At 61.9% G+C, this 25,848-nt stretch carries 14 protein-coding genes, 1 tRNA gene and 2 rRNA genes (1 of these 17 cut by a window edge); 11 read left to right on the forward strand and 6 right to left on the reverse strand.

Going from position 1 to position 25,848, the window contains the following annotated elements; translation table 11 throughout:
- The first annotated feature begins 9 nt into the window (after positions 1–9).
- From X771_RS160945 to X771_RS160925, 5 genes are read left to right on the forward strand one after another with little or no spacing between them, the layout of a single operon-like run.
- The gene (locus tag X771_RS160945; RefSeq protein WP_023686658.1) at positions 10–1,284 is read left to right on the forward strand and encodes a glycosyltransferase; all 1,275 of its coding nucleotides are present in this window, start codon (positions 10–12) and stop codon (positions 1,282–1,284) included.
- Positions 1,281–1,631: a cupin domain-containing protein gene (locus tag X771_RS160940; protein WP_023672949.1), complete on the forward strand. Its 351-nt coding sequence runs from the start codon at positions 1,281–1,283 to the stop codon at positions 1,629–1,631. The genes X771_RS160945 and X771_RS160940 overlap by 4 nt, the downstream gene beginning before the upstream one ends.
- 21 nt (positions 1,632–1,652) lie before the next feature.
- On the forward strand, positions 1,653–1,994 hold the full coding sequence (locus tag X771_RS160935) for a cupin domain-containing protein (protein WP_023672950.1): 342 nt from the start codon (positions 1,653–1,655) through the stop codon (positions 1,992–1,994).
- 23 nt (positions 1,995–2,017) lie between these two features.
- Positions 2,018–2,362, forward strand: coding sequence for a cupin domain-containing protein (locus X771_RS160930; protein ID WP_023672951.1), 345 nt, complete (start codon positions 2,018–2,020; stop codon positions 2,360–2,362).
- Positions 2,363–2,382: 20 nt separating this feature from the next.
- Positions 2,383–3,891, forward strand: a complete 1,509-nt coding sequence (locus tag X771_RS160925; protein ID WP_023686659.1) for an aldehyde dehydrogenase family protein — start codon at positions 2,383–2,385, stop codon at positions 3,889–3,891.
- Between the two features lie 55 nt (positions 3,892–3,946).
- On the opposite strand, the gene X771_RS160920 is transcribed toward X771_RS160925, so the two are convergent.
- Entirely contained in the window at positions 3,947–4,495 is a 549-nt protein-coding gene (locus X771_RS160920) for an invasion associated locus B family protein (RefSeq protein ID WP_031196023.1), read from the reverse strand.
- A 345-nt stretch (positions 4,496–4,840) separates the two neighbouring features.
- On the opposite strand from X771_RS160920, the gene X771_RS0133265 reads away from it, so the two are divergent.
- The 5 genes from X771_RS0133265 to X771_RS160900 all read left to right on the forward strand — a co-directional run bounded on the left by X771_RS0133265 (position 4,841) and on the right by X771_RS160900 (position 19,926).
- Positions 4,841–17,692: a hypothetical protein gene (locus X771_RS0133265; RefSeq protein ID WP_050587394.1), complete on the forward strand. Its 12,852-nt coding sequence runs from the start codon at positions 4,841–4,843 to the stop codon at positions 17,690–17,692.
- A 118-nt stretch (positions 17,693–17,810) separates the two neighbouring features.
- Positions 17,811–18,317: a tail fiber protein gene (locus X771_RS160915; protein WP_023672955.1), complete on the forward strand. Its 507-nt coding sequence runs from the start codon at positions 17,811–17,813 to the stop codon at positions 18,315–18,317.
- A 12-nt stretch (positions 18,318–18,329) separates the two neighbouring features.
- Complete coding sequence (locus X771_RS160910; RefSeq protein WP_023672956.1) at positions 18,330–18,851, forward strand: tail fiber protein; 522 nt, start codon at positions 18,330–18,332, stop codon at positions 18,849–18,851.
- A 9-nt stretch (positions 18,852–18,860) separates the two neighbouring features.
- A complete protein-coding gene (locus tag X771_RS160905; RefSeq protein ID WP_023686661.1) occupies positions 18,861–19,388 on the forward strand; it encodes a tail fiber protein in 528 nt (175 codons plus the stop codon).
- 10 nt (positions 19,389–19,398) lie between these two features.
- The gene (locus X771_RS160900) at positions 19,399–19,926 is read left to right on the forward strand and encodes a GNAT family N-acetyltransferase (RefSeq protein WP_023833000.1); all 528 of its coding nucleotides are present in this window, start codon (positions 19,399–19,401) and stop codon (positions 19,924–19,926) included.
- A 15-nt stretch (positions 19,927–19,941) separates the two neighbouring features.
- Here X771_RS160900 and X771_RS160895 read toward each other — a convergent pair whose 3' ends face one another.
- Together X771_RS160895 and X771_RS160890 are read right to left on the reverse strand one after the other, a co-directional pair.
- Entirely contained in the window at positions 19,942–20,520 is a 579-nt protein-coding gene (locus X771_RS160895) for a 2OG-Fe(II) oxygenase (protein ID WP_023686663.1), read from the reverse strand.
- A gap of 71 nt (positions 20,521–20,591) precedes the next feature.
- Positions 20,592–20,861 carry a hypothetical protein gene (locus X771_RS160890; protein ID WP_023672960.1) on the reverse strand — a complete coding sequence of 90 codons (270 nt, stop codon included), beginning with the start codon at positions 20,859–20,861 and terminating at the stop codon, positions 20,592–20,594.
- Positions 20,862–21,099: 238 nt separating this feature from the next.
- Here X771_RS160890 and X771_RS160885 point away from each other — a divergent pair, with 238 nt between their 5' ends.
- The gene (locus X771_RS160885) at positions 21,100–21,894 is read left to right on the forward strand and encodes a SapC family protein (RefSeq protein WP_023685704.1); all 795 of its coding nucleotides are present in this window, start codon (positions 21,100–21,102) and stop codon (positions 21,892–21,894) included.
- Positions 21,895–22,289: 395 nt separating this feature from the next.
- Here X771_RS160885 and X771_RS160880 read toward each other — a convergent pair.
- From X771_RS160880 to X771_RS160870, 3 genes are all read right to left on the reverse strand, one after another.
- A tRNA-Met gene (locus X771_RS160880) sits at positions 22,290–22,366 on the reverse strand.
- A 446-nt stretch (positions 22,367–22,812) separates the two neighbouring features.
- Positions 22,813–22,927, reverse strand: a 5S ribosomal RNA gene (gene rrf, locus X771_RS160875).
- A gap of 200 nt (positions 22,928–23,127) precedes the next feature.
- Positions 23,128–25,848 (reverse strand): 23S ribosomal RNA (locus X771_RS160870); it runs 81 nt beyond the window's last position.

Consider the following 25,848-nt stretch of genomic DNA (forward strand, 5'->3'; position numbering starts at 1 on the left):
GAGAGCTTGATGGCGCAGAAGACGATCGCGTTTTTTCCCGAAGCGGCCTACGGCCCGGCGCTCAATTCGGTCGGCATCGCGCAAGCGGTCGAGGCGCGCGGCCATAAGGCAGTGTTCCTGTCCGACCCCGGCTTTGTCGATGTCTACAAGGGTTACGGCTTCGAAGCGCATCCGGTGAACCTGTCGGAGCCGATGCCGCCCGAGCAGATGGCGAAATTCTGGGAAGACTTCATCAACGGCCAAATCCCGAACTTCCGCAAATCGCCCTACGATCAGGTCGACAATTACGTGAAGGATTGCTGGACCGCGATCGTCGACAGCGCCAAATGGGCGCAGAAGGATTTGCCGCGAGTCCTAGCCGCCATCAAGCCTGATGTCATTTGCGTCGACAATGTCATCCTGTTTCCGGCCATCAAACAGTTCGGCAAGCCTTGGGTGCGCGTCATCTCCTGCTCGGAAAACGAGATCGAGGATGAGGACATCCCGCCGCATCTCTCGGGCTGCGGCGAGAACGACCATGTCGGCCACCAGCGCTATCGCGATCATTTCAATGCGGTGATCAAGCCCATCCACGACGACTTCAACGCCTTCCTCACCGCAAACAATGAAGCGCCATACCCGGTCGGTCAGTTCTTCGAGACCTCGCCCTATCTCAATCTGCTGCTCTATCCCGAAGCGGCAAAGTTCAAACGCCGCCATCCGCTTGATACGACGAAATTCCAGTATCTCGAAGGCTGCGTGCGGCAGGAAAAGCCATACGCCGTGCCGACCTTCGCCGAGAACAATGACGGGCCGCTGCTCTATGTCTCCTTCGGCAGCCTCGGCGCCGGCGATGTCGATTTGTTGAAGCGCATAATCGCAACACTGGGCAAGACCCGTTACCGCGCGCTGGTCAATGTCGGCGGCTACAAGGACCTGTACACGGATGTGCCGGACAATGTCGTCGTCGAGAGCTGGTTTCCGCAGCCTTCAGTCATCCCGCAGGTCGATGCCGTAATCCACCATGGCGGCAACAACTCGTTCACAGAGTGCCTCTATTTCGGCAAGCCGGCCATCATCATGCCCTATGTCTGGGACGGCCACGACAACGCCACCCGCGTCCAGGAAACCGGCCACGGCTTCGGCATGCCGCGCTACGACTGGAGCGACGCCCAGCTGATCAGCAGGATCGAAGCCTGCCTGACTGACCCCAAGATGAAGATCAGGCTGGCGAAGACCTCGGCGCAGATGCAGGCCCAGAACGGGCCTGAGAAGGCAGCCGGGTTGCTGGAGAAGTTGCTGTGACCTCCTCCGCCCCGCACCTTTACCAAGCCTCCACCCGCACCGACCTCGTCGACTGGGGCGCCCAGTCCGACGCGCTGGACGGCGCGTCGCACTCGACCGGCAGGCTTGTCCACAAAGGACCCAACAACCAGCCGGAATCCGGCATCTGGGTGTGCACGCCCGGCCGCTGGCGGCTCTCGATTCCGCGCGACGAATTGTGCCATTTCGTCGCCGGCCGCGCGACGTACCGGTCGGATGCCGGGGAGGTGGTAGAAGTCGCAGCCGGGACCGTGGTCATGTTCCCTGCCGGCTGGACAGGCGAATGCACCGTGCATGAGACCATGCGCAACGTCTACATGCTGGCTTGAACAGCAACGGAGCTTCCCAATATGCCGACACCGCACTGGCCAAAGGCCTCGACCGTGAAACTGGAGGACTGGGGCGGGGGCAGCAACACGCTTGCCGGCTCGCCGCGCGCCTCGGGCAGGATCCTCTCGCAGAACCCGGACGGCTCAAGCGAATGCGGCCTGTGGTCGTGCACGCCAGGCAGCCGCAAGGTTACCTTTGCCGCCGACGAGTTCTGCCATTTCCTGTCGGGCCGCGGGACCTATGTCCGCGAGAATGGCGAAGAGATCCCGGTCGAGGCCGGCATGCTGGTGTTCTTCCCCGCCGGCTGGGCCGGCACCTCCACCATCACGCAAACACTGACCAAGGCCTTCATGTGCCGCTGAGCACTTTTTTAAAGGAAATCGCCATGACCACGCCCATCATGCAATCCCCGCTTGCCATCACCGACCTCGTCGACTGGGGCGTCATCCCGACCATGATCGAGGGCGTGTCCCACACCTCGGGCAAGCTGCTCTACAAGGGGCCGGAGGGCCGTTCGGAATGCGGCCTGTGGGTCTGCACCCCCGGCAAATGGCACTGCCATGTCACCCGCGACGAGTTCTGCCACTTCCTCGAGGGCCGCTGCACCTATGTGCACGAATCGGGCGAGGTCATCCAGATCGAGCCGGACACGGCGGCGTTCTTTCCTCAGAATTGGAAAGGCGTCTGCACCGTCCATGAGACCATCAAGAAGGTCTACATGATCCGCTGAGCGGACCTGAAAGGACGACCATGCAATTCTCCGCTGAACGGCCGGCTTTCTTCGTCAATCCGGACTACCGGCCGATGACCGGCACGGCAAAACCGGTGATCGATCCGGCGACGCTGGAGACCGTCGGCTCGATCTCCGCCGCAACGGACGGTGAGGTCGATGCGGTGCTGTGTGCCGCAACCACGGCACAAGCCGCCTGGAAGCAGCTCGATGCCAAGAGCCGGGCAAAGCATCTGCATGCGGTCGCCAACGCCATCGAGGCGGCGGACTTCACCCGCTGCGCCGAGCTGATGGTGCGCGAGATGGGCAAGCCCTATCCCGAAGCGATCGGCGAGATCGCCAATTGCGCGCCGATCTTCCGCTACTATGCCGAGATGGCGCGCGACGACGCCGGCAAGATCGCCGGTACGACGCAGGCCGGGTCGTTCCAGTATGCGCGCTACGAGCCGTATGGCGTCTCCGTGCACATCATGCCTTACAACTTCCCGATCCTGCTGATGTGCTGGACCGTTGCGGCCTCGCTTGCCGCCGGCAACGGCTGCGTCATCAAGCCGGCCGAAGCGACGACGCTGTCGACGCTGGACTACATGACGGTGTTCCGTTCACTGCCGGAAGGGCTGGTCGCCTGCCTGCCTGGCACGGCCGCCACCGCGCAGGCGCTGATCGCCTCCGAGCGCACCCACGCTGTCGCCTTCACCGGCTCGGTCGCCGCCGGCAAAGCCGTGGCAGTCGCCTGCGCCGAGCGCATGAAGCCTTGCGTCATCGAAGCCGGCGGCAGCGATCCGCTGATCATCAGCGAGCACGCGCCGCTCGACGTGGCGGCAGCCGGCAGCGTCACCGCCGCCTTCCACCTGACCGGCCAGGTCTGCACCTCGGCCGAACGCTTCTTTGTCGTCGACTCGGTTCACGATCGCTTCGTCGAGCTGTTCGCCGAGAAGACGCGGGCGCTGCGCATCGGCAATGGCATGGACAAGACCGAGATCGGCCCGCTGGTCAGCGAAGCCGCCCGGGCGAAAGTGATGCGGCTGGTCGATGATGCTATCAGCAACGGCGCTATAGCCGTTGCCGGCGGGCGCATTCCGCCGGCGCACAACACTGGCTGGTTCTACGAGCCAACGATCCTGACCGGCGTCACCCCCGATATGGCGATCGTGCGCGAAGAGTGTTTCGGACCGGTCGCCGCGATCTGCCGCGTCAAGGATTTCGACGAGGCGATCCGGCTTGCCAATGACAGCCCGTTCGGCCTCGGCGCCTCGGTGTTCACCACCGACCTCGCCGAGGCGCATGAGGCGGCCGAGCGGCTCGAGGCCGGCATGGTCTGGGTCAACAACCCGCTGATCGACAATGACGCCTTGCCCTTCGGCGGCTGGAAGGCATCAGGCCTTGGCCGCGAGCTGGGACGCCAGGGACTCGACGCCTTCCGACGCTCCAAGATGGTCATCATCGACCACAGACCGGCGATCCAGGACTGGTGGTATCCTTACCCCGACAGCTGGTTCCGCGAGACAGGCGGCCGCAAGCACGTGTGAGTCCGGCCGGTCCAAAACGTAAGCTGATGCTTACGCATCTGCCGAGATAGGCCGGCTATTTCAACGCTTGAAGCTTGTCGATCGCGGCAGTGAATCCGGCAAGCGAGACCGGAATGGTCACCGGCTTGCGCGTCACCGACTCCATGCCGATGTTCAGGTTGGTTCCCGATTTCATCGCCTTGACGAGGTCCGCCGACAAAGGGGTCGCGGCATAGGCGCCGTTCTGGTCGCTGGTCTGGATGGCAATGGTCGTCTTCTGCCCCTGGTCGATCTGGTACGAGGCGCCGGAAGGCAGGAACAGCCCGTGCGGCAAGGCCAGCAGCATGGCGAGGTTGCCATTGCCGTTGTCGCGGCGAACCGTAACGGTAAGAACGCGCTGCCCCGTCTTGGCCTCGGTAAGGTTTTGGGAGACCTGGCATTGAAGCTCGATGCCGGCCGATCCGCTGGCGCAGTTTAGCGCCCACGGATTGCCTTCTGCAGGCTTGGTCTCGGCAGATGTGGTTGACTTCGGCTCTTCGGCAAGCGCCGACCCTGCCGTCACGACCAGCCATAGCGCGCCGACCCAGGCGGCCCGGCCACAAACGGTTCTCAGCAATGAAGCCACCCGATCCTCGTCGTGTCAGGGTTTCGCCGAGCGCGTTGATACAACAGCCGAGCCTGGCGGGGAAGCCAATACGGTACATGAGCTCGGGCTAAATTACTGTTGCTGAATTATCACAATAAACAACTTTGAAATCTTGTACGTGTAAAGCAAACAATCATGCTCGCTATACACTGGGATTCGGATAGTATTAGCGACGGAGCGTGTACTCGTCGGGGTTCGCAAGGGATGGAGACGACCGAGAAAACTCGGCAGATCAATGACATGGCGACGCACGGAAGAAGCTTCCGGGCGAATAGCAAGTATCGCCGGTCAGGTTTTTCCAGGCATCTCTGGAAGACGACTGCGTTGTCCACTCTGGCACTTGCCCTTTCCGGCATAGCCGCCCATGCCGGCGACACCGGACTGTGGCAGCCGCAGGTCCGCGCCATCATCGGCGCCAACAACAATGGCGGCAACACGGCGATCGAGGGTTTCCTGCCGCTGAAGCAGAACCTCGAATCCGTTCTCTTTCTCGATGTGCGCTCGAAATACGATTTCGACGACGGCTTCGGCCAGGACGTCGGCCTCGGCGTTCGCCGCATCGTGAATCCGGATCTGATGATCGGCGGCTACGCCTATCTCAACATCCAGAACCACGACAGTCACCAGTTCGTCGCCTCGACGCTCGGCCTCGAGGCCATCACCTCAAAATACGATGCGCACGTAAACGTCTATCTGCCGATCAGCGGCGACCGCAGCACGGCCGGGCAAGAGTCGAGCCTGTCGCTGGTCGGTCATCAGCTGATCGAGCAGATATCGGCCATCGCCCACCGCGATTACGCGGCCTGGGGCATCGAGGGCGAGGTCGGCGTTCAGGTGCCGCTCAACCTGCCCGAGAACCATTCACTGCGTTTCGATGTCGGCGCCTACCATTTCGGCGATCCCGACGGCGACGACGGCAGCATCACCGGCGCCAAGGCCGGCCTGGAATATTCGATCGGCGACGTCATCGGCAAAGGCACGTCGCTGACCTTCACCGGCGAGGTGCGCAACGACAACCGCGATGACACCCAGTTCGCCGGCAGCATCCGGCTGACGGTGCCGCTCAACGCTTTCGACAAGGGCTGGTCTTCGGCCGATGACGGCGCCGAGCCGGTCTATCCGGTCAGCCCCGGCCTGCGCAAACGCGTCAACGAGCGCGTACGCGGCGACATCGGCGTTCGCATCGAGAGCCAGGACAAAGTTACCGGCACGTCGACGCGGGTGGCGATCAATGCCGCCACCAACACGGCATTCGGCCAGTTCTTCTTTGCCGATGGTGACAACGACGCGCTCGGCCTCGGCACGATCGGCGACCCGACCACGCTCGACAATGCAGTCGCCGGCGCCGGCGCTAACGGCGTCGTCGTCGCGCTGGGCGGCAAGGGCAACATTACGACAGCCGGCGTGACGCTCGCCAACGGACAGACCGTTATCGGCGGTGGCGGCGGTGTCCAGGCGCGGCTCGCCGACGGCAGCATCGGCACCTACAATTTCGGCGGCTCCAACGGCACCATCCAGGGCACTAACCCCGCCAACAACGTCCTGACGCTCGCCAATGGCAACACGCTGAGCGGTATCACCATCACCGGCGGCAAGGACGGCATCTTCGGCAACAACATCGCCGGCGCCACGCTGACCAACGTCACGGTCACCGGCACCGGCGGCCACGGCGCCGACTTCACCGGCACATCGACCGGCGTCAATGGCTCGAACTTCACCGCGACCGGCAACGGCCTCGACGGACTGCATATCGAAGGCGACGGCACCTATAACTTCACCGGCACGACGCTGCTGCAGGGCAATGGCGACGACGGCCTGGATATAACCGGCCACGGCACCTACACTTTCGCCACCCTCAACGCGCTCGACAACAACGATGCCGGCATTACCGTGAAGGGCACCGGGGTCGCCGGCTCGATCACCATCAACGGCGGCCAGGTGTCGGGCAACAAGGCACTCGGCGACGACGGCGTCGGTGTCTTCATCGATCCGATCACCGCCCATATCGTGCTGGATTCGATCACCCAGACCGGCGGCGCATCGGGCGTCGTGCTCGAGAATCTTTCGGGCAGCTTCACCGTCAACGGCGCGACGACGATCTCGAACACGACCGGACCGGCCATCGCGATCACGGATTCGCCGGCCGCGATCCGCTTCGGCGACATCAACATCACCGATCCCGGCACCGACGGCATGGTGTTTACCGGCGTCAATGCGTCCGTCATCGCCGGCAACATCATCATCTCCGGGCTCGGCTCCGGCATCGGCCTCGACTTCTCCGGCAGCCAGACTAATTTCACGGCGCAGTCGCTGAACATAAACGGCACCGGCGGCACGACGTCCATCGGGATCGACCTTGTCCAGACCAACGGCGGCACGATCATCATCACCAATGGCGGCACCATCGCCAATGTCGGCACCGGCGTGCGGCTCGGCATTGCCGGCTCGCCGGCCGACACCGCCAACGCCCAATTCACCTTCGGTGGCGGCTCGATCGGCGGCAACCTCGCCTCGCTCGACGCACGCGGCCTCAATTCCGGTTCGGGCCAATACGCATTCGGCACGACGACGTTCAACGGGCCGCAACTGTTCGACCAGACGCAGCTGATCTTTGTCGCCGCAGGCGGCACAGGCGACGGTACCTCGCTTTCGGACCTGGCTTCGATCACCGACGCCGACAACAATACCGACGGCACCGCGATTTTCGTGCTGGTCAATCGCGGTGTCATCGACGACACCGACGGCTTTACGCTCGAAGCGGGGCAGACCCTGGCCTCTTTCGGCAACGGCCGCACCTTCTCGCTCGGCGGCCTGCCGATCAATGTGACCGGCGACAACGTCGATCCCGGCAGCACCATCTCGGATGCGGCCGGTGCCGCAACGCTGACCGCTTCGGGCAGCGGCGACGTCGTCACGCTGGCCAACAATACCTCGCTCCAGGACTTCAACATCTCCGGCGGTACTGCCAACGGCATCCATGGCAGCGGCGTTACCGGCGTCGTGCTGACCGGCATGACCGTGTCGGGGGCCGCCCTCAATGGCGTGCTGTTCGATGGCGCCAACGACGTTTCCGGCAGCAATCTGAGCTCGACCGGTAATGGCGGCGCTGGGCTGTCGATCCAGGGCGACGGCACCTACAATTTCACCGGCACGACGACGGTGTCGGATAATGCCGGCGACGGCTTGCTGATCAACAGCAATGCCATCACCAGCTTCCAGACGCTCAACGCGACCAGCAATGGCGGCAGCGGCGTCCAGGCCACGTCAACTGGCACCGGCTCGCTTTCGATCGACGGCGGTACCGTCAACAACAACACCACATCCGCCTTTACAGCGTCGAATATCGGGCTCGGTGTCACGCTCTCCAACATCGGCCACGTCGGCGGCACAACCGGCGTCAGCCTTTCGGGCGTCAGCGGCAGCGTCAGCGTTACCGGCCCGACGACGATCGGCAGCACCACCGGCGACGGCATCTCGATCAGCGGCAGCACGGCAACGGTCGGCTTCAGCGGCGACGTGCTCATCAGCCAGGTGCTTGGCAATGGCATCGCGCTCAACGGCAACACCGGCGCCGTCAGCTTCGGCTATGCGGAAATCGGTGCGCCGGGCCTCAACGGCATCGATATTGGGGGGAATACCGGGTCAGTCACATTCTCTGGCCCCACCATCGTTGTCATCGGTTCTGCCGATGGCAGCGCGGGCATCAACTTCAGCGGCACAAACAACGACGTCAGTTTCGGTACGACGACGGTGTTGCTCGGCGAAGGGCTGAACCAGACGGGCATTGACTTCAGCGGCTCGTCAACGACAGCCGATTTCGGGCTGACCAGCATTACCGGCACCGGCGACCTGACCTCGCGCGGCATCGACCTGTCGTCGACGACCGGCAACAAGACGATCACCTTCCTGCAGGGCTCCAGGATCGACAATGTCGGCGTCGGTGTCGAATTGTCGTCAGGCGGCACCACGGCCACGTCGGCCAACGCCAACTTCACCTTCGGCGACGGCAATTCCGCCGATGGGCTGGAATCCTTCATCACCGCGGCAACCGGCGGCTACACTGTCAATACGATCGGGCTGGATCCGGCGCTCGGCAACTACGACTTCGACGATGTCTTCTTCACCGGCGATGCCCAACTGGCGGTAACTGTCGGCGGGGTCGTCATGATCTCGCAGACAGGCGGCACTGTTCACGCGGGCACGAACGGGCTGAGCGCCGATGTCACCACCGTGACGGCCGCGCAGGCCGATGCCATGGTCGGCACGCAGACCTACGCCTTTGTCGGCACCGTCGATCTCAGCGCGACGCCGTTCACGCTCGATTCGGGACAGTCGATCACCGGTTTCGGCAACGGCAATTCCATCCTCACCTCCGGTACGTTCCAGCCGGTCAATGTGCAGGGCAATCTCGGCGCCACCGGCGGCAATGTCACCGGCGATGAGGGCGTGGTCAAGAGCACGGGCGACACCCTTCATCTGCTCGGCAGCAATCAGGTGCGCAACACCGCCTTCGACTACAGCGGCGGCAGCGGCTCGGTGTTCGTCATCGACCAGAGCGTGGGTGGCTTCAACAATTCCGGCGGCACCGTTGTCGAAGGCGTCACCGTCAGCAATGTCGCTGCCGGCCAGACGGCGTTCAACGTCGACGGCCTCACCGGCAACCTGTCGATTATCAACAACAATATCAACGTTGCCGGCACGCTGCTCGATGTCGACGGCGGCAACGGCAACATTACGGTCACCCGCGGCAACTTGCCCAACAGCGCGACGCCCGGCACGCTGACCGGTGGCGGCATCGCAATCGCCAACCGCACCGGCGGCTTGGTCAACTTCACGGACAAGGCGACGATCGGCGGCAGCGGCGTATCGCTGACCAACAACACCGGCGCCACAATCACCTTCGCCGATGTCGACATCACCACGGACGCCGCAACGGCGTTCACTGCAACCGGAGGCGGCTCGGTCAACGTCACGACCGGAACGATCAATGCCACCAATGCGGGAGCGGTGGCGCTCGACGGCATTGCGGCCAACATCAATTTCGCCTCGACAAGCGCCAGCTTCAATTCCGGCAGCGGTGTCGACCTGCAGCATCTGACCGGTACGGTCGCGCTCGGCACCGGCACGCTGACCAACACCGGTTCGGGTACAGCCTTCAATGTCGGCTCGGCGGCCGATCAGAGCGGCGGCAATGCAATCATCTCCTATGCTGGCACCATCGCCAGCAACGGCACCGGGGCCGCCGTCTCGATCCAGGAACTGACCGGCGGCTCGGTGACGCTGTCGGGCAATCTGACCGACGGCAACGCAGCCGATGGCGGCCAGATCTTCATCGGTGGCATCGCCAACGGCACGGCGGCGACCGTCACCTTCTCGGGAAGCAGCAAGAAGATAAGCTCTGGCGCGACGACAGCTGTACAGATCGGCTACACGGGCCCCCTCTCCGCCATCGTCCCGTATGACAACACGGACGGCACGATCAACTTCACCAATGGCGGCCTGGATATAACGACAACGACCGGAGAAGGCTTCGGCGCCGCCTTCGGCGGCACCGTCAGCGTCTCCGGCACCGGCAACAAGATCGCCTCCGGCGGCAATGGTCTGTTCATTGTCCTCGCCGACGTCGGCGCCGCCGGCGTCACCTTCGACAGCGTCTCGGCCGTATCGACATCGGACGCTGCCGGCGTCTTGCTGACAGGGTCCAATCTGGCGGGCGACGTCAACATTGGCGGCCTGAAAGATACCGGCTACATGGGCGCCTCGCTGAACGCCCTGCTCGGCGCCGGTGCGGTGAATTTCACCGGCACGACCGATCTCGACGTCAGCTACCGAGGGTTCGATATCGGCGGCCCGCAAGTGGGCACCATAAACATCGCCAACGTCGCCGGCTCCACCCTGACCATCGACGGTGGGGAAGCCGGCATTGTCACGAACGGCCTGCAGGCAGGAATCATCAACGTTGGCGGCAATGGCGGCGTCGCCAGCATCGGCGCGACGACAAGCACCACCGGTGCGGCTATCGCCGTCAGCGGCGGTAACGACCTCATTCACGCCACGCTGAACTACAACGGCTCGATCAAGGTCGACACCGGCATGGTCGTGCAGGCCGTGGCCGACTGGAGCGAGCTCAACATGAGCGGTTCGGTCGTTTCGACTACGGCAGCAACTGGCATTGGTACGGCGGCCTTCGTCTTCACCGGCAACGCCAACGGCGTCTACAATATTTCAAGCACGATCGATCATACCGGCACGGGCATCGGCGTGCGGTTTGACGGATCGTCTAACGGGACGGCCACCTTCTCCGGTGCGTCGAAGATCTTCAACACCAGCAGCGGCACCAACGACGCGATCGTCAAGTTGCCCAGCATCAGCCCGACCCAGGGCATGGGCACGCTCAACTTCACCAATGGCGGCCTGGTCATCACCACCTCGAGCGGCGCCGGCTTCACCGCCAGCACTTTCGGCGCCGGCACGGTCAGCGTCAGCGGCACGGGCAACTCGATAACCACGACGACAGGCACCGCGCTCAACCTCGACAACGCGACGGTCGGCGCCGGCGGCATCAATTTCAGCTCCATCTCGGTCAATGGAGCGGCGACTGGCGTTTCGCTCAACAATGTCAGCGGCGGCACGCTCAATCTCGGCACGGTGAACCTGCAAGGCATCACCTCGACCGGCGTCGACATTTCCGGCACGCTCGGCTCGACGGTAAACTTCGCCAGCCTGACCATCGCCATGCCCGGCGACAATTCGACCGGCATCACCTTCGCCGATGCCGTCGTCAACAGCATCTTCACGACTGGCGGTTTCACGCTCACCAGTGCTTCCTCGACCGGCACCACCGCCGTCAACCTGTCCAACACCACCGGCACCGGCACCATCCAGCTCGGCGATCCGAACACGGCCGGCGCATCCTCCACCATCGGCGGCGCCGGCGCCGGACCCGGCATCGGCTTCCAGTTCACCCCGACGACGGCGATCAACTTGATCTATGGCGACGGCGAAAGCGCGGTCGACAAGCTGTCGACGGTCAAGGCAATCGACATCCTCAATTCCACCGGCGTTTTCCCGGTCGGCGGCACCTATAATTTCCAGGATGTCGACGGCGCAAATGGCGGCTTCATCGGCGACCTCTCCGAGGCCCAGGGACCGACCACCTATTATGTCGATCAGGAAGGCGACGGCGACGGCACCGCCGCCAATCCGGGCTCGATTGCCGGCGCGGAAGCGTCGGGCGCCTCGGTTGTCATCCTTGTCGACACGTCGCAGAACGGCACCAGCAACCTCATCGACATGATGCAGGCTCAGCAGAATGGCGGCGGCAACAACACGCTCAACCTTGCCGATGGCCAGATCCTGATCGGTCTCAAGGCCGGCGATTCCATCGATACCGCGCCGCTGGGCGCCGTCGGCGGCGGCCTCGGCGGCAACTTCAGCTTCAGCGGCATCAATGCCTCGACCGTCATCACGGCAGCGTCCAATGTCGACAGCGTGCTGGCGACGCTGACGACCGCGAACGGCAACACCATCGATTTCTCCGGCAAGGCCGGCATCGAAAATGTCATCGTGCAGAACACCGGTGCGGGCCTTGGCATCTCCGGCACCAACATCACCGATCTTATCCTGCGCCGCGCCACGATCGCCGGCGGCACCGGTGGCGCCCTGTCGCTTACCGACGGCGCCGCTGCCAGCCAGATCGCACTGTCGAACCTGATCCTGTCGGCAACCGGCGGCGACATTGCCAAGGTTGACGGCACGATCGGCGCCGGGCTGATGAAGGTCAGCGCCTTCTCCGACATCACGCTTCTGGGCAACAATGGCGAAACCGGCGGCTTTGGGGTGAGCGGTGTAACCTTCGATGCCGTTCCAGCGACTGTCGGCATCGACCAGGTCGACGGCGACGCCTTCGTCGCCGGCACAAGCACCAATGGCGTCGGCGGTTATGGCCTGACGCTATCCGGTGTATCCGGCGATATCCAGTTCGACAGCATCACCGCCTACGGTGGCGTCAACGGCATCGCCTTCAATGGCGTTGACGCCACCGTCACGGTCAGCGGCGCCACCACCATCACCGGCACCAGCAGCTTCGGCATAGACGTCACCGGCGCCAACACCGGTACGTTCACCTTCGGCGCGGTGACGGTCAACAACACCGCCACGGCCGGCGACGGCATCCATGTGGTATCAGGCACGGTCAACGTCACCGGCCTCGCCAACATCGATACGACGAGCGGCGTCGGCCTGTCGCAGAGCGGCGGCACGACAAGCTTCACCGGCGGTGTGACCATCGACACCACGACCGGCACGGCCATCGTGGGCACCGGCGGCACGATGGGCATCACCGCTTCCGCTGCAGCCCAGACGGTAAATTCGACCAGCGGTCAGTCGATCAGCCTCACCAACGTCGCCGCCACCATTGCGCTTGACTCGACCTCGTCGGGCGGCGGCACCAACAATGTTGGCCTGGCCAATGTCACCGGAACAGTCAGCCTCGGATCCGGCGCATTGAGCGGCGCTTCGGGCGTCGCATTCCTGGTCAATGGCGGCGCTGCGACCGTCAGCTATGGCGGCTCCGTCACCAAGACCACCGCCGGCAAGATCGTCGACATCTCCGGCGTCACCGGCGGTTCGGTCACACTGTCCGGCGCGCTCAGCGCCACCGGCGGTTTCGACAATGGTATCTATGTCCACGGCAACTCCGGCGGGACCATCACTCTCAGCGGTGGCACGAAGACGCTGACCACTGGCGCCAATACGGCGGTCGACTTGACGACCAACACCGGCGCGACGATCAACTTCGATACGGGTGGCCTGGTGATTACCACCACCTCCGGCACGGGCTTCAACGCCAGCGGCGGTGGCACGGTCAGCGTCGGCGCGCTCCTCAGCGACAACATCATCACCACGACGGCCGGCGGCACCGCGTTGAACCTCAATGGCGTTACGATTGGCGCTGCGGGCATGAATTTCGACAGTGTTTCGGCCACTGCCGCCGCAACCGGCATCTCGCTGACCAATATCGCCTCGTCCGGCGGCGGGGCCATCATTCTCGGCACGGTCAACCTGCAAGGCATCACCACGCGTGGTGTCGATGTTTCCGGCACGCTTGGCGCGGCGCTGTCCTTCAACGATCTCGACATCGGCCTGAACAGCACCACGGGCGTGGCCTTCGACCTCAACGGTGCCACCATCAATGCGGCGGTGACGGCCAATGACTTCGATGTCACCAATGCCGCCGCCGCCGGCACCTCGATAGGCGTCGACCTGCGTGGCACCACTGGCGGCCAGACGGTACGCCTCGGCGATGCCGTTGTCGGCGGCGCCAGCTCCAGCATTGCCGGCGTCAACACCGGCGTGTTCCTCAACAGCGCCACCAACCTCGCTTTCACCTATGGCGACGGCGAATCGGCGACCGACCAGCTCTCGACCATCGGCGCCAATGTAGGCATCGACGCATCCAGTGCGCCGGTTGCCGGCACCTACAATTTCCAGGATGTGAACTTCCAGTCGGCTCCCGGCCTGGGCTTCGGAGTCGGCAAGGTCTATTTCGTCGGCGCGTCCGCGACCGGTGACGGCAGCGGTCGCGACCAGAACAATCTCGCGACGCTGGCCACCGCCGAAGCAGCAGCCGTGGCGACGGACATTCTGGTTCTCGTCAACGATGGCGGCACCATCACCGCGGCAGGCAGCAATGGCAACGACACGCTGGCTCTCGCCACCGGCGAGCAGGTGCGCGGCTTCGGCAACGGCAACATCAATCTGGCGCTGACAGTGCCCTCCACCATCCAGCTCGCCAGCAACAGCATCTCGATCATCGACCAGACGCCCAATGGCGCCGCGACGCTGACGACGAGCGCCGGCAACAATGTCATCACGCTCGGCGCCAGCGGCAACATCATCGACGGCTTCATCCTGAATGGCAGCCCGGCGGGTGCCGCGCGTGGCGTCAAGGACAATGGCGCGGGTGCTGCGAATACCGTCATCAGCAACATGACCATCAGCAATTTCGCCACGCAGGGTATCGAGATCACGCCGTCAAACAGCACGACGATCAACAACGTTACTTTCTCCGGCAACGCCAGCGATGTGTGGCTGAACGCGTCCAACACCACCATCACCAACGTCACCAGCACCGGCGCCACCGGCATTGCTTTCAAACTCGACAACACCACCGGCACGACGACGCTGACCAACGTCAACATCACCACGGCGGCGACCGGAACCGGCATCGCCTTCGGTGGCGCGTCGGGCGCTGGCGGCACGATTGCCGGTACCAATGTCGACATATCGGGCGGCAGCGGCCTTTCGGTGACCGGCGGCAACGCGGTGATCAGCTTCGACGGCGCCAGCTCTATCATCAGCACGTCGGGCGCGGCGGCCACGATCTCGACCCGCGCTGGCGGCAGTTTCACCTTCGCCGGCTCGGTGATCGCCAATGGCGCTGCCAGCGGCATTAGTATTTCCGGCGCGACGGCGGCCAATACGGTGAGCTTCACCGGTACGGTCGATCTCGGCACCACGACGCCGATGACCGGCACCGCAGTCGCAATCAACAACGGCGCCACGGCCTCGACCGTCAGCTTCGCAAACCTCGACATCGTCACCAACGGCACCACCGGATTCAGCGCCATCAATGGCGGCACGGTCAATGTGACGACCGGCACGGTGAGCTCCACTTCCGCGCAGGCGGTCAACCTCAACGGCATCGCCACCACCACCGGCATCAATTTCACCTCGACCAATTCGACCGGCGGAACCAACAACGTGTCGCTGACCAATGTCACCGGCGCCGGCACTGTCAGCCTCGGCTCCGGTGCGCTCGGCGGCGCGACCGGCGCGGCCTTCCTGGTCACCGGCGGCTCGGCCAATGTCAGCTATGCCGGCTCGGTCACCAAGACCACGGCCGGAAACGTCGTCAGCATCTCCACCCGCACCGCCGGCACCACGACATTGTCGGGCACTCTCAGCGCCACCGGCGGCGTGGCCAACGGGATCCTCGTCAACGCCAACACCGGCGGCACGATCAACTTCTCCGGCGCCAGCAAGATACTGACCACCGGAGCCAACAATGCCGTCGACCTGACGGCGAACACCAACACCGCGGTCAACTTCACCGGCGGCGGCCTAGCCATCACCACCACCTCCGGCACCGGCTTCAACGCCACGAGCAACGGTACTGGCACCGTGACCGTTATCGGCTCGGGCAACACGATTTCGACCGGCAGCGGCGTCGCGGTCAACCTTGACAGCGTTGCCATCGCGGCGGGCGGCGTGACCTTCGCTTCCACGAACAAAGGCGCCGGCGGCACCAGCGCCGTCATCCTCGATACCGTCACCGGTTCGGGAGCGATCGACCTCGGCACCGGCGCGCTGGTGGGCGGAACAAGCGCCGTGATCCGTATCGGCGATGGCCTAGGCACCGCCAACAGCGGCGGCACGGCGGCCTTCACCTATGCCGGCGCGATCACCAGCGGCAGCACCGGCCAGGCGGTCAACATCCAGGATCGCGCCCTGACCGCCGGCAACATCACCCTGTCGGGCAACATCACGCATAATGCGGCGGGCCAGATCGGCCTCCTGCTGGACGACAATGTCGCCGGCATCATCACCTTCTCCGGCGCGTCGAAGTCGATCACCTCGACCACGGCGGCTGGCGTCAGCCTGAGCGACAATACCGGTGCGACGATCAACTTCACCAATGGCGGGCTGGTCATCGCCACCACCAGCGGCGCCGGTTTCAATGCCACCGGCGGCGGCACGGTGACGGTGCAGGGCACCGGCAACACCATCGCGTCCGGCACGGGCACGGCGCTTAATGTCGCCAACACGACGATCGGCGCCGGCGACGTGACGTTCAGGAGCATTGCGTCCAATGGTGCAGCCAACGGCATCGTGCTCAACAACACCGGCACCAGCGGCAATCTGGTGGTGACCGGCACCGGCGCGACGGGGGGCAGCGGCGGCACGATCCAGAACTCGGCCGGCGATGGCGTCAGCCTGACCGACACTCAGGATGTCAGCCTGAGCAACATGATCATCAGCGACAATGCGGGCAACGGCATAAAGGGGCTGCGGGTCAACGGCGTGGTGCTCAACGGTCTGACCCTGAACAGCAATGCCGATGCCAACACCGAGTCCGGAATCCTGTTCAACGAACTTACCGGCAACGCCTCGCACGTCACCACGTTCACCAACCTCACGGTCTCCAACTCATTCACCCATAACGTGCAGGTCATCAATTCCGGCGGCACGTTGGCGAACCTGGTGGTGAGCGGCGGCACGTTCTCGAACAACGGCGCCTCGAACAATGCCGGCAGCGACTTCATCTTCGAGGCGGACGGCGCCGGTGTCGCCGGCGCGCCGACGATGACGCTGACCGTCGACGGCGCAACCTTCACCGGCAACAACGCCTATCCCGGACCGGGAGTCATCCCTGGAACCGGTCTGTTCGTCATTGCCAATGACGGCACCGTCAACGCTCACATCGGCGAGACCACGGGAAATCTATTCAACAATCTGAACAACGGCATCAACCTCACCCAGAGCAGCAATTCCGGCGCCGGCACGGGCGGCAATCTGAATTTCACCGTCCGGAACAACACCGTCACCAACAGCGACTCGACGGCCATCAACGTGTTCAGCAGCGGCGACCTCGCACGGACGCTTGACGGCACAATCGCCAACAACGTCATCGGTACGCAAGGCGTAGCAACCTCGGGATCGCGAACCGGCAACGGCATCAGGGTTGGGCATGAAAGCCTCGGCGTCGCCAAGGTGCTGATCGACAACAACATTATCCAGAGCATCGGCGTCAACGGCATAAGCGGTGGCGACAGCGTCTCGATCACGCAGCTCGTGCAGCCGGGCACCGTGCACGCGGCGGTCACCAACAACACCATTCGCGACAATGCCGACAGCCGCGGCATCACGGTCACCGCCACATTTGCCGGCGCTATCATCAATGCCGACGTTCATGCCAACACCATCACCAACGTCAACAACGCCAATGCCATCCGCTTCCTCGCGGACGGCCTCGGCGGCGCCGACGGCACGATCAACGTACCGCAGGCGAGCGAGGCCGGTATCGAAACCGTCAATGGCGGGGCAACGGCACTGACGGACACCCGGACGTTCTTCAACCAGCCGCTGCCACTGCTGCCTGCCGCGACACCGTAGTCAGCAACCTTGGATTTCGTCCTAGGAAATATATTTTATGAATCTGATATCGACTTGTTGTCTTACTTAGGCATAATACAAGAATTCAGACAGTAAGCCGCCAACGAAGGGAACGGGGATGAGCGAGCCTTATTTAGGTGAAGTCAAGATCATTTCCTGGAACTATGCACCGCGCGGCTGGGCATTTTGTAACGGCCAGTTGTTGCCGCTTAACCAGAACCAGCCATTGTTCTCACTTCTTGGCACCAGGTACGGCGGCAACGGCCAGACAAATTTTGCCCTTCCGGATATGAGGGGACGTGCGCCGGTTCATACGGGCGGCCCTATCGGTGCAATTGTCGGCGGCCAGGGCGGCGAAGAGTTTCACACGCTCACGCTCGGCGAAATGCCGACACACAACCATTTCGTCAACGCATCGAACACTGCCGGCAACGTCAACAATCCATCCGGCGCGCTGTTGGGGGCGAACGCCAGCCCGATCTATCAGCCGCCTGGCAGCGCGGTGGCTATGGCGAAGGAAAACATCACTTTCGTCGGTGGCGGCCAGCCGCATGAGAACAGATCGCCCTATCTCGTCTTGAATTTCATCATTGCCCTGCAAGGCATATTCCCGTCGCGAAATTAAGAGGACGCTTCGATGAGCCAACCTTTTGTCGGCGAGATCAGGATGTTCGGTGGCAATTTCCCTCCGAATGGCTGGGCGTTCTGCCAAGGCCAGTTGATGCCGATCTCCGAGAACGAAACTTTGTTCAATCTGATCGGTACGACTTATGGCGGCGACGGGGAGGAAACATTCGCCCTGCCCAACCTCGCATCCCGCATCCCCGTCCATGCTGGCAAGGGCCCGCTGGTCAGCCAGACCTATATCATCGGAGAACTGGGCGGGGTCGAATCCGTCACTGTTTCAACCCAACAAATGCCGAACCATTCCCATACCTGGACCGGTTCGTCGAATATCGCCAAGAATCCGGGTCCGTCCGGCGGTGTCCTGGCGACATCGAGCCTGCTGACGCCCTATGTGGGTATCGCACCTGATGGCAACATGGCCGCCGGAGCCATTTCGCCGGCCGGCGGCAGCCAGCCTCACGACAATATGGTGCCGTTCCTCGCCGTCAGTTTCATCATCTCGCTATTTGGCATCTTCCCCCAGCAAAGCTAGAGACTTGCCATGACCAATCCGTTCGTCGCCGAAATTCGAATTTTTGCCGGAGATTTCGCCCCGACGGGGTGGGCGACCTGCGATGGCCAGCTCCTGCCAATCTCGCAGAATACGGCGCTGTTTTCGCTGCTGGGCACAGTTTACGGCGGCGACGGCAAGTCGACCTTCGCGTTGCCGAATATGGCTGGCTCCGCGCCCATGGGGCAAGGACAGGGCAATGGCTTGTCGGAGCGGTTTCTCGGCGAGACGGGTGGCGAAACGTCCGTCACCCTTCTGCAAACGGAAATGCCGCAACATAATCATTTTGTCGCGATATCCACCGAGAGTGGCGCCCAGGGAACTCTTACCGATGCGGTTGTTCTGGGGAAGTCGGGGGGCGGAACGCTTTATCAGAACAACACTTCGCAAAATCTGGTCCAGATGGACCCCCAGGCACTGAGCATAACGGGCAGTACGTTGCCTCACAACAACCTGCCTCCCTATCTGGCGATGACGTTCATCATTGCCATGCAAGGCGTTTATCCGGCGCGTCCGTAAGCGCCACTCCATGATCCAGCTTCCGATTGTGGACAACGGGCCTGTTATATTTTGCTGGGTGCGCGCGGCGCGGATTGATCTGACGTTCCGCCCGATGGCGGACGCCGATCTGCCGTTCCTGTCGGCGCTCTACGCCTCGACCCGCGCCGAAGAACTTGCCGTCACGCCGTGGAGCGACGCGCAGAAAACGGCGTTCCTCGACATGCAGTTTCAAGCGCAGCACGCGCATTACCAGAAATACTATCCCAACGCCGACTGGCTGGTGATCGAGCAGGCAAGGCAAGATATCGGTCGCCTGTATATCGAGCGCTCGGCGAGCGAGCATTGCATCATAGATATCGCCTTCCTGCCGGCGCATCGCGGCAAGGGGTCTGGCGGTGCGTTGCTCGCCGATCTCATCGATGAGGCCGCCGCCGTCGGCAAGTCGGTCTCGATCCATGTCGAGAAGAACAATCCAGCGCGGCGGCTCTACAAGCGCCTCGGCTTCACCGTTGCCGAGGACAAGGGCGTCTACGACCTGATGATCCGTTCGCCGTAAGGGCCGTGCCGGTCGTCACGTGCCGCGATACCAGGAGACGATGGTGAAACGTTCGTTGCACGTGACCGGGGTGACTTCATGCGTCGTTTCCGAGCGAAAGGCGACGAGAGAGCCCGGCAATGCCGGCATGGCAATGCGCAGGTCCGGGCCGCTGTAAGGCCCATGCAGGACCAGCGAGCCGCCTGCATAGCTTTCTGGCGAAGGGTTGTCCGATTGACGGTTGAGAAAGATCACCACCGAGATCTTTCGGAACCGCGACTCATCGTGAATGAGCGGCGTGTTGCCATCCTGGTGCGGCACAAAGAAATCGCCTTGCCGATAGCGAAGGAACTGAGGTTTCTCGACCTGGCCGAGCAGCAGCCCGAAATGCCGCTCCAGAGCCGCCTTCTGCTGCGCCAACAGGGCACTCACTCGCTCTTCAGTGGCCTGCGAAACATCGGCGCGCACGGTCTTTCGGATCTCCGGCCATGCCATCTTCTGGTCGGCACGCCCCAGCAGGCCGGCCGGACGGCCCAAGGCCGCCCGAATTTCCGCGCACAGTGCGCTACACGCCGCTCCGTCAAATACGTCCGCAATCTCGATATAGTCGATCATATGTCGAGCCGCCGCGCTGCCAAATCGCCCTGATGGCCGGAGCGTCCCCGTGGCCGATCCGGTCGAAAGAATCAGTTGAATACCGCCTCGTAAAGCCGCCCTGCCTCATCGGCAGCGATCGGCACGATGAAGATCTCATGGGCGCCGCTTTTGCCGTTGAACCGATAGATAGCCTGCGGCAGCGCCGCGTCGCGCGGCCCCCTGAACAGCAGCGTGAAGCCACCGCCGTCGCGCGGGCTGTTGGCAATGGGCTGCACCGCGCTCAGTTCCATCGTGAGCGTCTGACCGCCGGCTTCGACGGAAAAGCTCTGCCCCTGCTCGAAATCCGAAAGCGATGCCATGCGCCTGCCCTGGTTCGTCTGTCTTTCAGACGGCTCTCTTGAGATGTCTATCCCGTCAGCCAATCTCGCCGCTTCATGGCGTGCTGTCTATAGAGCTCGATCTCCAGAAGTACAAAAGAGCACGATCAAACAAACAGATAGATTTATCTTGGCCACGTAGGGTGAAGCAGCCGTCAACGCGTTGCGCACCGGCAGCCACTGGCCTAAACCGGAATGGTATAAGAGGAGAACACTAGGGATGACTGACGCGAAAACAGACACGGCCCCGGCCGGAAGCACCGCGACCAACGCGCTGCCGCTGTTCTACAAAAAACCCGAGGCGCTCAATCCGCTGCGGCACGGCTCACTCGGCCTTACGGCGCGGGCCGATTTCTCCTTTGCCCGCACCGCGCACGCCATCCCCGTCGTCGCATCGGAAATGCCGGCGGCGATGCGCTCCTATCCGATCGTTTTCATTGGCGACGCCAAGGCGCCTGTCATCATCACCGGTCTGCGCCAGGACCAGAACCTGTTCGTAGGCGCCGACGGCAAATGGGCGGAGCCGCATTACATTCCCGCCTATGTCCGCCGTTACCCCTTCATCCTCGCCGATGAATCGAAAACGACCGGCCGCCTGACGTTGTGCATCGACCGTGCCAGCGAACGCGTCGTCGAGCAGATGCCTTCGTCCAAGGACAGCGACGAGATCGCGCCCTTCTTCGACGGCAACGAGCCGGCCGAGGCCTCGAAGCAGGCGCTCGCCTTCTGCAGCCAGTTCCAGACCGACTTCAATGCGACTCGCGCCATGATCGACAAGATCGACGCGCACGGCCTGTTCGCGCCGCGGCAGAGCAAGGTGACGCTGGAGGGCGGCGAGACCCTCAACCTCACCGACTTTCAGGTGATCGACGAGCCGGCCTTCAACAAATTGAGCGACGAGGCGTTTCTCGATCTCAGGAAATCCGGCGCGCTTGCGCTGCTCTATTGCCATCTCGCCTCGAGCAACAGCTGGACCTCGCTGGTCTTCCAGGCGTCATTGCGGCGAGCTGGCTGACGCGGCTCGCGACGAAAAGCTTCGGCAAGGCGCGGGTTGTTTAAATCAACGGTTCGCGCCTTCGTACGACGATCTCTCCGCCGCTCGAATCATGCTGTTGTCGTGCAGATCGCTTGCCATGACGGGCTGGCGAACTCCCAATGCTCGACGTGTAGCTCTCGCCGAAATGCGCCGAGGCGGCATCACCCCCCGGTTCGCGGACCTGTCAATAAAGTCGAGCACGCCAGCCTTGCTGCCCTCCTCGATCGTTGAATAGCCGGTCGCGGCCATCGATCACGGTCCGAACGCAAAAAGCCCGCGTGAAGCGGGCTTTTTTTGTTGGTTGCGGGGACAGGATTTGNGCCATCGATCACGGTCCGAACGCAAAAAGCCCGCGTGAAGCGGGCTTTTTTTGTTGGTTGCGGGGACAGGATTTGAACCTGTGACCTTCAGGTTATGAGCCTGACGAGCTACCGGGCTGCTCCACCCCGCGTCACCTCCAGGGCAAGCTCTTGCTTGCTCCGGACTCTCCAGGGCAAGCTCTTGCCTGCTCCGGATCTGAAGCAAGCGTTTGCTTGCTTATCTGGACGTAAGCCTGGGCCTATGAACAGGATGGCTTACAGATAGGTATATGGCTGACCAAATGAAAGGGCCGCTTGCGCGGCCCGTGATCCCTTGGCGGGCCTTTTCGTAGAGAGAAGATTCAGTTTCATCCGGTTTGCGGATGAGAGTTCAACGTGCGTTTTGCAGACCTGGCAGCGACCTACTCTCCCGNTTCCCTACACGACGCTCTTCCGATCTTGGCTTACAGATAGGTATATGGCTGACCAAATGAAAGGGCCGCTTGCGCGGCCCGTGATCCCTTGGCGGGCCTTTTCGTAGAGAGAAGATTTCAGTTTCATCCGGTTTGCGGATGAGAGTTCAACGTGCGTTTTGCAGACCTGGCAGCGACCTACTCTCCCGCGTCTTGAGACGAAGTACCATCAGCGCTGGAGCGTTTCACGGCCGAGTTCGGAATGGGATCGGGTGCAGCCGCTCCGCCATAACCACCAGGTCGGCAAAACGCACGTTATATCGAGAAGCTGTTTTTTCGTGCCAAGGCGACGTTTGTGTCTAGCTAACGGACAAAGTCCGCAAGCGCGACTGCGCGTCGCCGGTTTTCCGGCGCCCTCGCGGAGCATAGGCCCTGTAAGGGCCGCTCATGCGTGAGCGCTGGTCAGATCATCGTGTTCACGATGAGCATAAGGAATGAGAACGATCAAGCCGATCGAACTATTAGTACCGGTAAGCTTCAAGCGTTGCCGCTCTTCCACACCCGGCCTATCAACGTGGTCGTCTTCCACGGTTCTCAGGGAATACTCGTTTTAAGGTGGGTTTCCCGCTTAGATGCCTTCAGCGGTTATCCCGTCCGGATATAGCTACCCTGCTATGCGGCTGGCGCCACAACAGGTCCACCAGAGATCCGTCCATCCCGGTCCTCTCGTACTAGGGACAGATCCTTTCAATATTCCTACACCCACGGCAGATAGGGACCGAACTGTCTCACGACGTTCTGAACCCAACTCACGTACCGCTTTAAATGGCGAACAGCCATACCCTTGGGACCTGCTCCAGCCCCAGGATGCGATGAGTCGACATCGAGGTGCCAAACAACCCCGTCGATATGGACTCTTGGGGGTCATCAGCCTGTTATCCCCGGCGTACCTTTTATCCGTTGAGCGATGGCCCTTCCACGCGGGACCACCGGATCACTATGACCGACTTTCGTCTCTGCTCGACTTGTCAGTCTCGCAGTCAGGCAGGCTTATGCCATTGCACTCAGCGAACGATTTCCGACCGTTCTGAGCCCACCATCGCGCGCCTCCGTTACTCTTTAGGAGGCGACCGCCCCAGTCAAACTACCCACCATACATTGTCCCGGACCCGGATAACGGGCCGCGGTTAGACATCCATAGTAATAAGGGTGGTATTTCAAGGGTGGCTCCACCTGAGCTGGCGCCCAGGTTTCAAAGCCTACCACCTATCCTACACATGCCACTACGAATGCCAATGTAAAGCTATAGTAAAGGTGCACGGGGTCTTTCCGTCTAACCGCAGGAACCCCGCATCTTCACGGGGAATTCAATTTCACTGAGTCTATGCTGGAGACAGCGGGGAAGTCGTTACGCCATTCGTGCAGGTCGGAACTTACCCGACAAGGAATTTCGCTACCTTAGGACCGTTATAGTTACGGCCGCCGTTTACTGGGGCTTCGATTCAGAGCTTGCACCCCTCCTCTTAACCTTCCAGCACCGGGCAGGCGTCAGACCCTATACGTCGTCTTGCGACTTCGCAGAGCCCTGTGTTTTTGATAAACAGTCGCTACCCCCTGGTCTGTGCCACCCTCCTCTACTTGCGTAGAAAAGGGTCACGCTTCTTCCGAAGTTACGCGTGCAATTTGCCGAGTTCCTTCAGCATAGTTCTCTCAAGCGCCTTGGTATACTCTACCTGACCACCAGTGTCGGTTTCGGGTACGGTTTATAAGGAGGAGCTATTTCCTGGAACCGCTCCGCTGCCCGTTCAATCCGATAAGATTGGACAACTTGTGCGATCCGTCACTACCTCCAAGCCCACGAATATTAACGTGGTTCCCATCGACTACGCGTTTCCGCCTCGTCTTAGGGGCCGGCTAACCCTGCTCAGATTAGCTTTAAGCAGGAACCCTTGGTCTTTCGGCGGGGGAGTCTCTCACTCCCCTTACGTTACTCATGTCAGCATTCGCACTTCTGATACCTCCACCACCCCTCACGGGTATGGCTTCGTCAGCTTACAGAACGCTCCGCTACCGCTTGGCCCTTGCGGACCAAACCCTAAGCTTCGGTGTATGGCTTTAGCCCCGTTACATTTTCGGCGCAAAGACCCTTATTTAGACCAGTGAGCTGTTACGCTTTCTTTAAATGATGGCTGCTTCTAAGCCAACATCCTGGTTGTTTTGGGATCCTCACATCCTTTCCCACTTAGCCATAACTTGGGGACCTTAGCTGTAGGTCAGGGTTGTTTCCCTTTTCACGACGGACGTTAGCACCCGCCGTGTGTCTGCCGACTAGTACTCCCAGGTATTCGGAGTTTGGTTAGGTTTGGTAATCCGGTGAGGACCCCTAGCCCATCCAGTGCTCTACCCCCTGGGGTATTCGGTCGACGCTCTACCTAAATAGATTTCGCGGAGAACCAGCTATTTCCGAGTTTGATTGGCCTTTCACCCCTAGCCACAAGTCATCCCGAACTATTGCAACAGTTATGGGTTCGGTCCTCCAGTAAGTGTTACCTTACCTTCAACCTGCTCATGGCTAGATCACTCGGTTTCGGGTCTAATGCGACGAACTGAACGCCCTGTTCAGACTCGCTTTCGCTGCGCCTACACCTAGCGGTTTAAGCTTGCTCGTCACACTAAGTCGCTGACCCATTATACAAAAGGTACGTGGTGACCCTTGCGGGCTCCCACTGTTTGTAGGCAATCGGTTTCAGGTACTCTTTCACTCCCCTTGTCGGGGTGCTTTTCACCTTTCCCTCACGGTACTAGTTCGCTATCGGTCATGCACGAGTACTTAGGCTTGGAAGGTGGTCCTCCCAATTTCAGACAGGATTTCACGTGTCCCGCCTTACTCGAGGACGATTGATCGCATTACGCGTACGGGGCTGTCACCCACTATGGCCCTACTTTCCAGAAGGTTCCGCTTGTCTCTCAATCGCCACTGGCCTGGTCCGGGTTCGCTCGCCACTACTTCCGGAGTCTCGGTTGATGTCCTTTCCTACGGGTACTTAGATGTTTCAGTTCCCCGCGTTCGCCACTTTATCCCTATGTATTCAGGATAAGTTACCTATTATCGATACTTGGAAACCACAGCAGCAAGTCACCCTGCAGCTCTGATTTTCCAAGTACCTTAGGTGGGTTTCCCCATTCGGAAATCTACGGATCAAAGGGTATTCGCACCTCCC

The sequence above is a fragment of the Mesorhizobium sp. LSJC269B00 genome (assembly GCF_000502815.1).
In the GTDB taxonomy this organism is placed as follows: domain Bacteria; phylum Pseudomonadota; class Alphaproteobacteria; order Rhizobiales; family Rhizobiaceae; genus Mesorhizobium.

Bases quoted from the DNA above. Each gene is read 5' to 3' on its own strand.
- X771_RS160910 (WP_023672956.1), top strand. From the start codon at position 18,330: ATGAGCCAACCTTTTGTCGGCGAGATCAGGATGTTCGGTGGCAATTTC.
- X771_RS160930 (WP_023672951.1), top strand. From the start codon at position 2,018: ATGACCACGCCCATCATGCAATCCCCGCTTGCCATCACCGACCTCGTC.
- X771_RS160905 (WP_023686661.1), top strand. From the start codon at position 18,861: ATGACCAATCCGTTCGTCGCCGAAATTCGAATTTTTGCCGGAGATTTC.
- X771_RS160925 (WP_023686659.1), top strand. From the start codon at position 2,383: ATGCAATTCTCCGCTGAACGGCCGGCTTTCTTCGTCAATCCGGACTAC.
- X771_RS160935 (WP_023672950.1), top strand. From the start codon at position 1,653: ATGCCGACACCGCACTGGCCAAAGGCCTCGACCGTGAAACTGGAGGAC.
- X771_RS160915 (WP_023672955.1), top strand. From the start codon at position 17,811: ATGAGCGAGCCTTATTTAGGTGAAGTCAAGATCATTTCCTGGAACTAT.
- X771_RS160885 (WP_023685704.1), top strand. From the start codon at position 21,100: ATGACTGACGCGAAAACAGACACGGCCCCGGCCGGAAGCACCGCGACC.
- X771_RS160890 (WP_023672960.1), bottom strand. From the start codon at position 20,861: ATGGCATCGCTTTCGGATTTCGAGCAGGGGCAGAGCTTTTCCGTCGAA.
- X771_RS160900 (WP_023833000.1), top strand. From the start codon at position 19,399: ATGATCCAGCTTCCGATTGTGGACAACGGGCCTGTTATATTTTGCTGG.
- X771_RS160945 (WP_023686658.1), top strand. From the start codon at position 10: ATGGCGCAGAAGACGATCGCGTTTTTTCCCGAAGCGGCCTACGGCCCG.
- X771_RS160895 (WP_023686663.1), bottom strand. From the start codon at position 20,520: ATGATCGACTATATCGAGATTGCGGACGTATTTGACGGAGCGGCGTGT.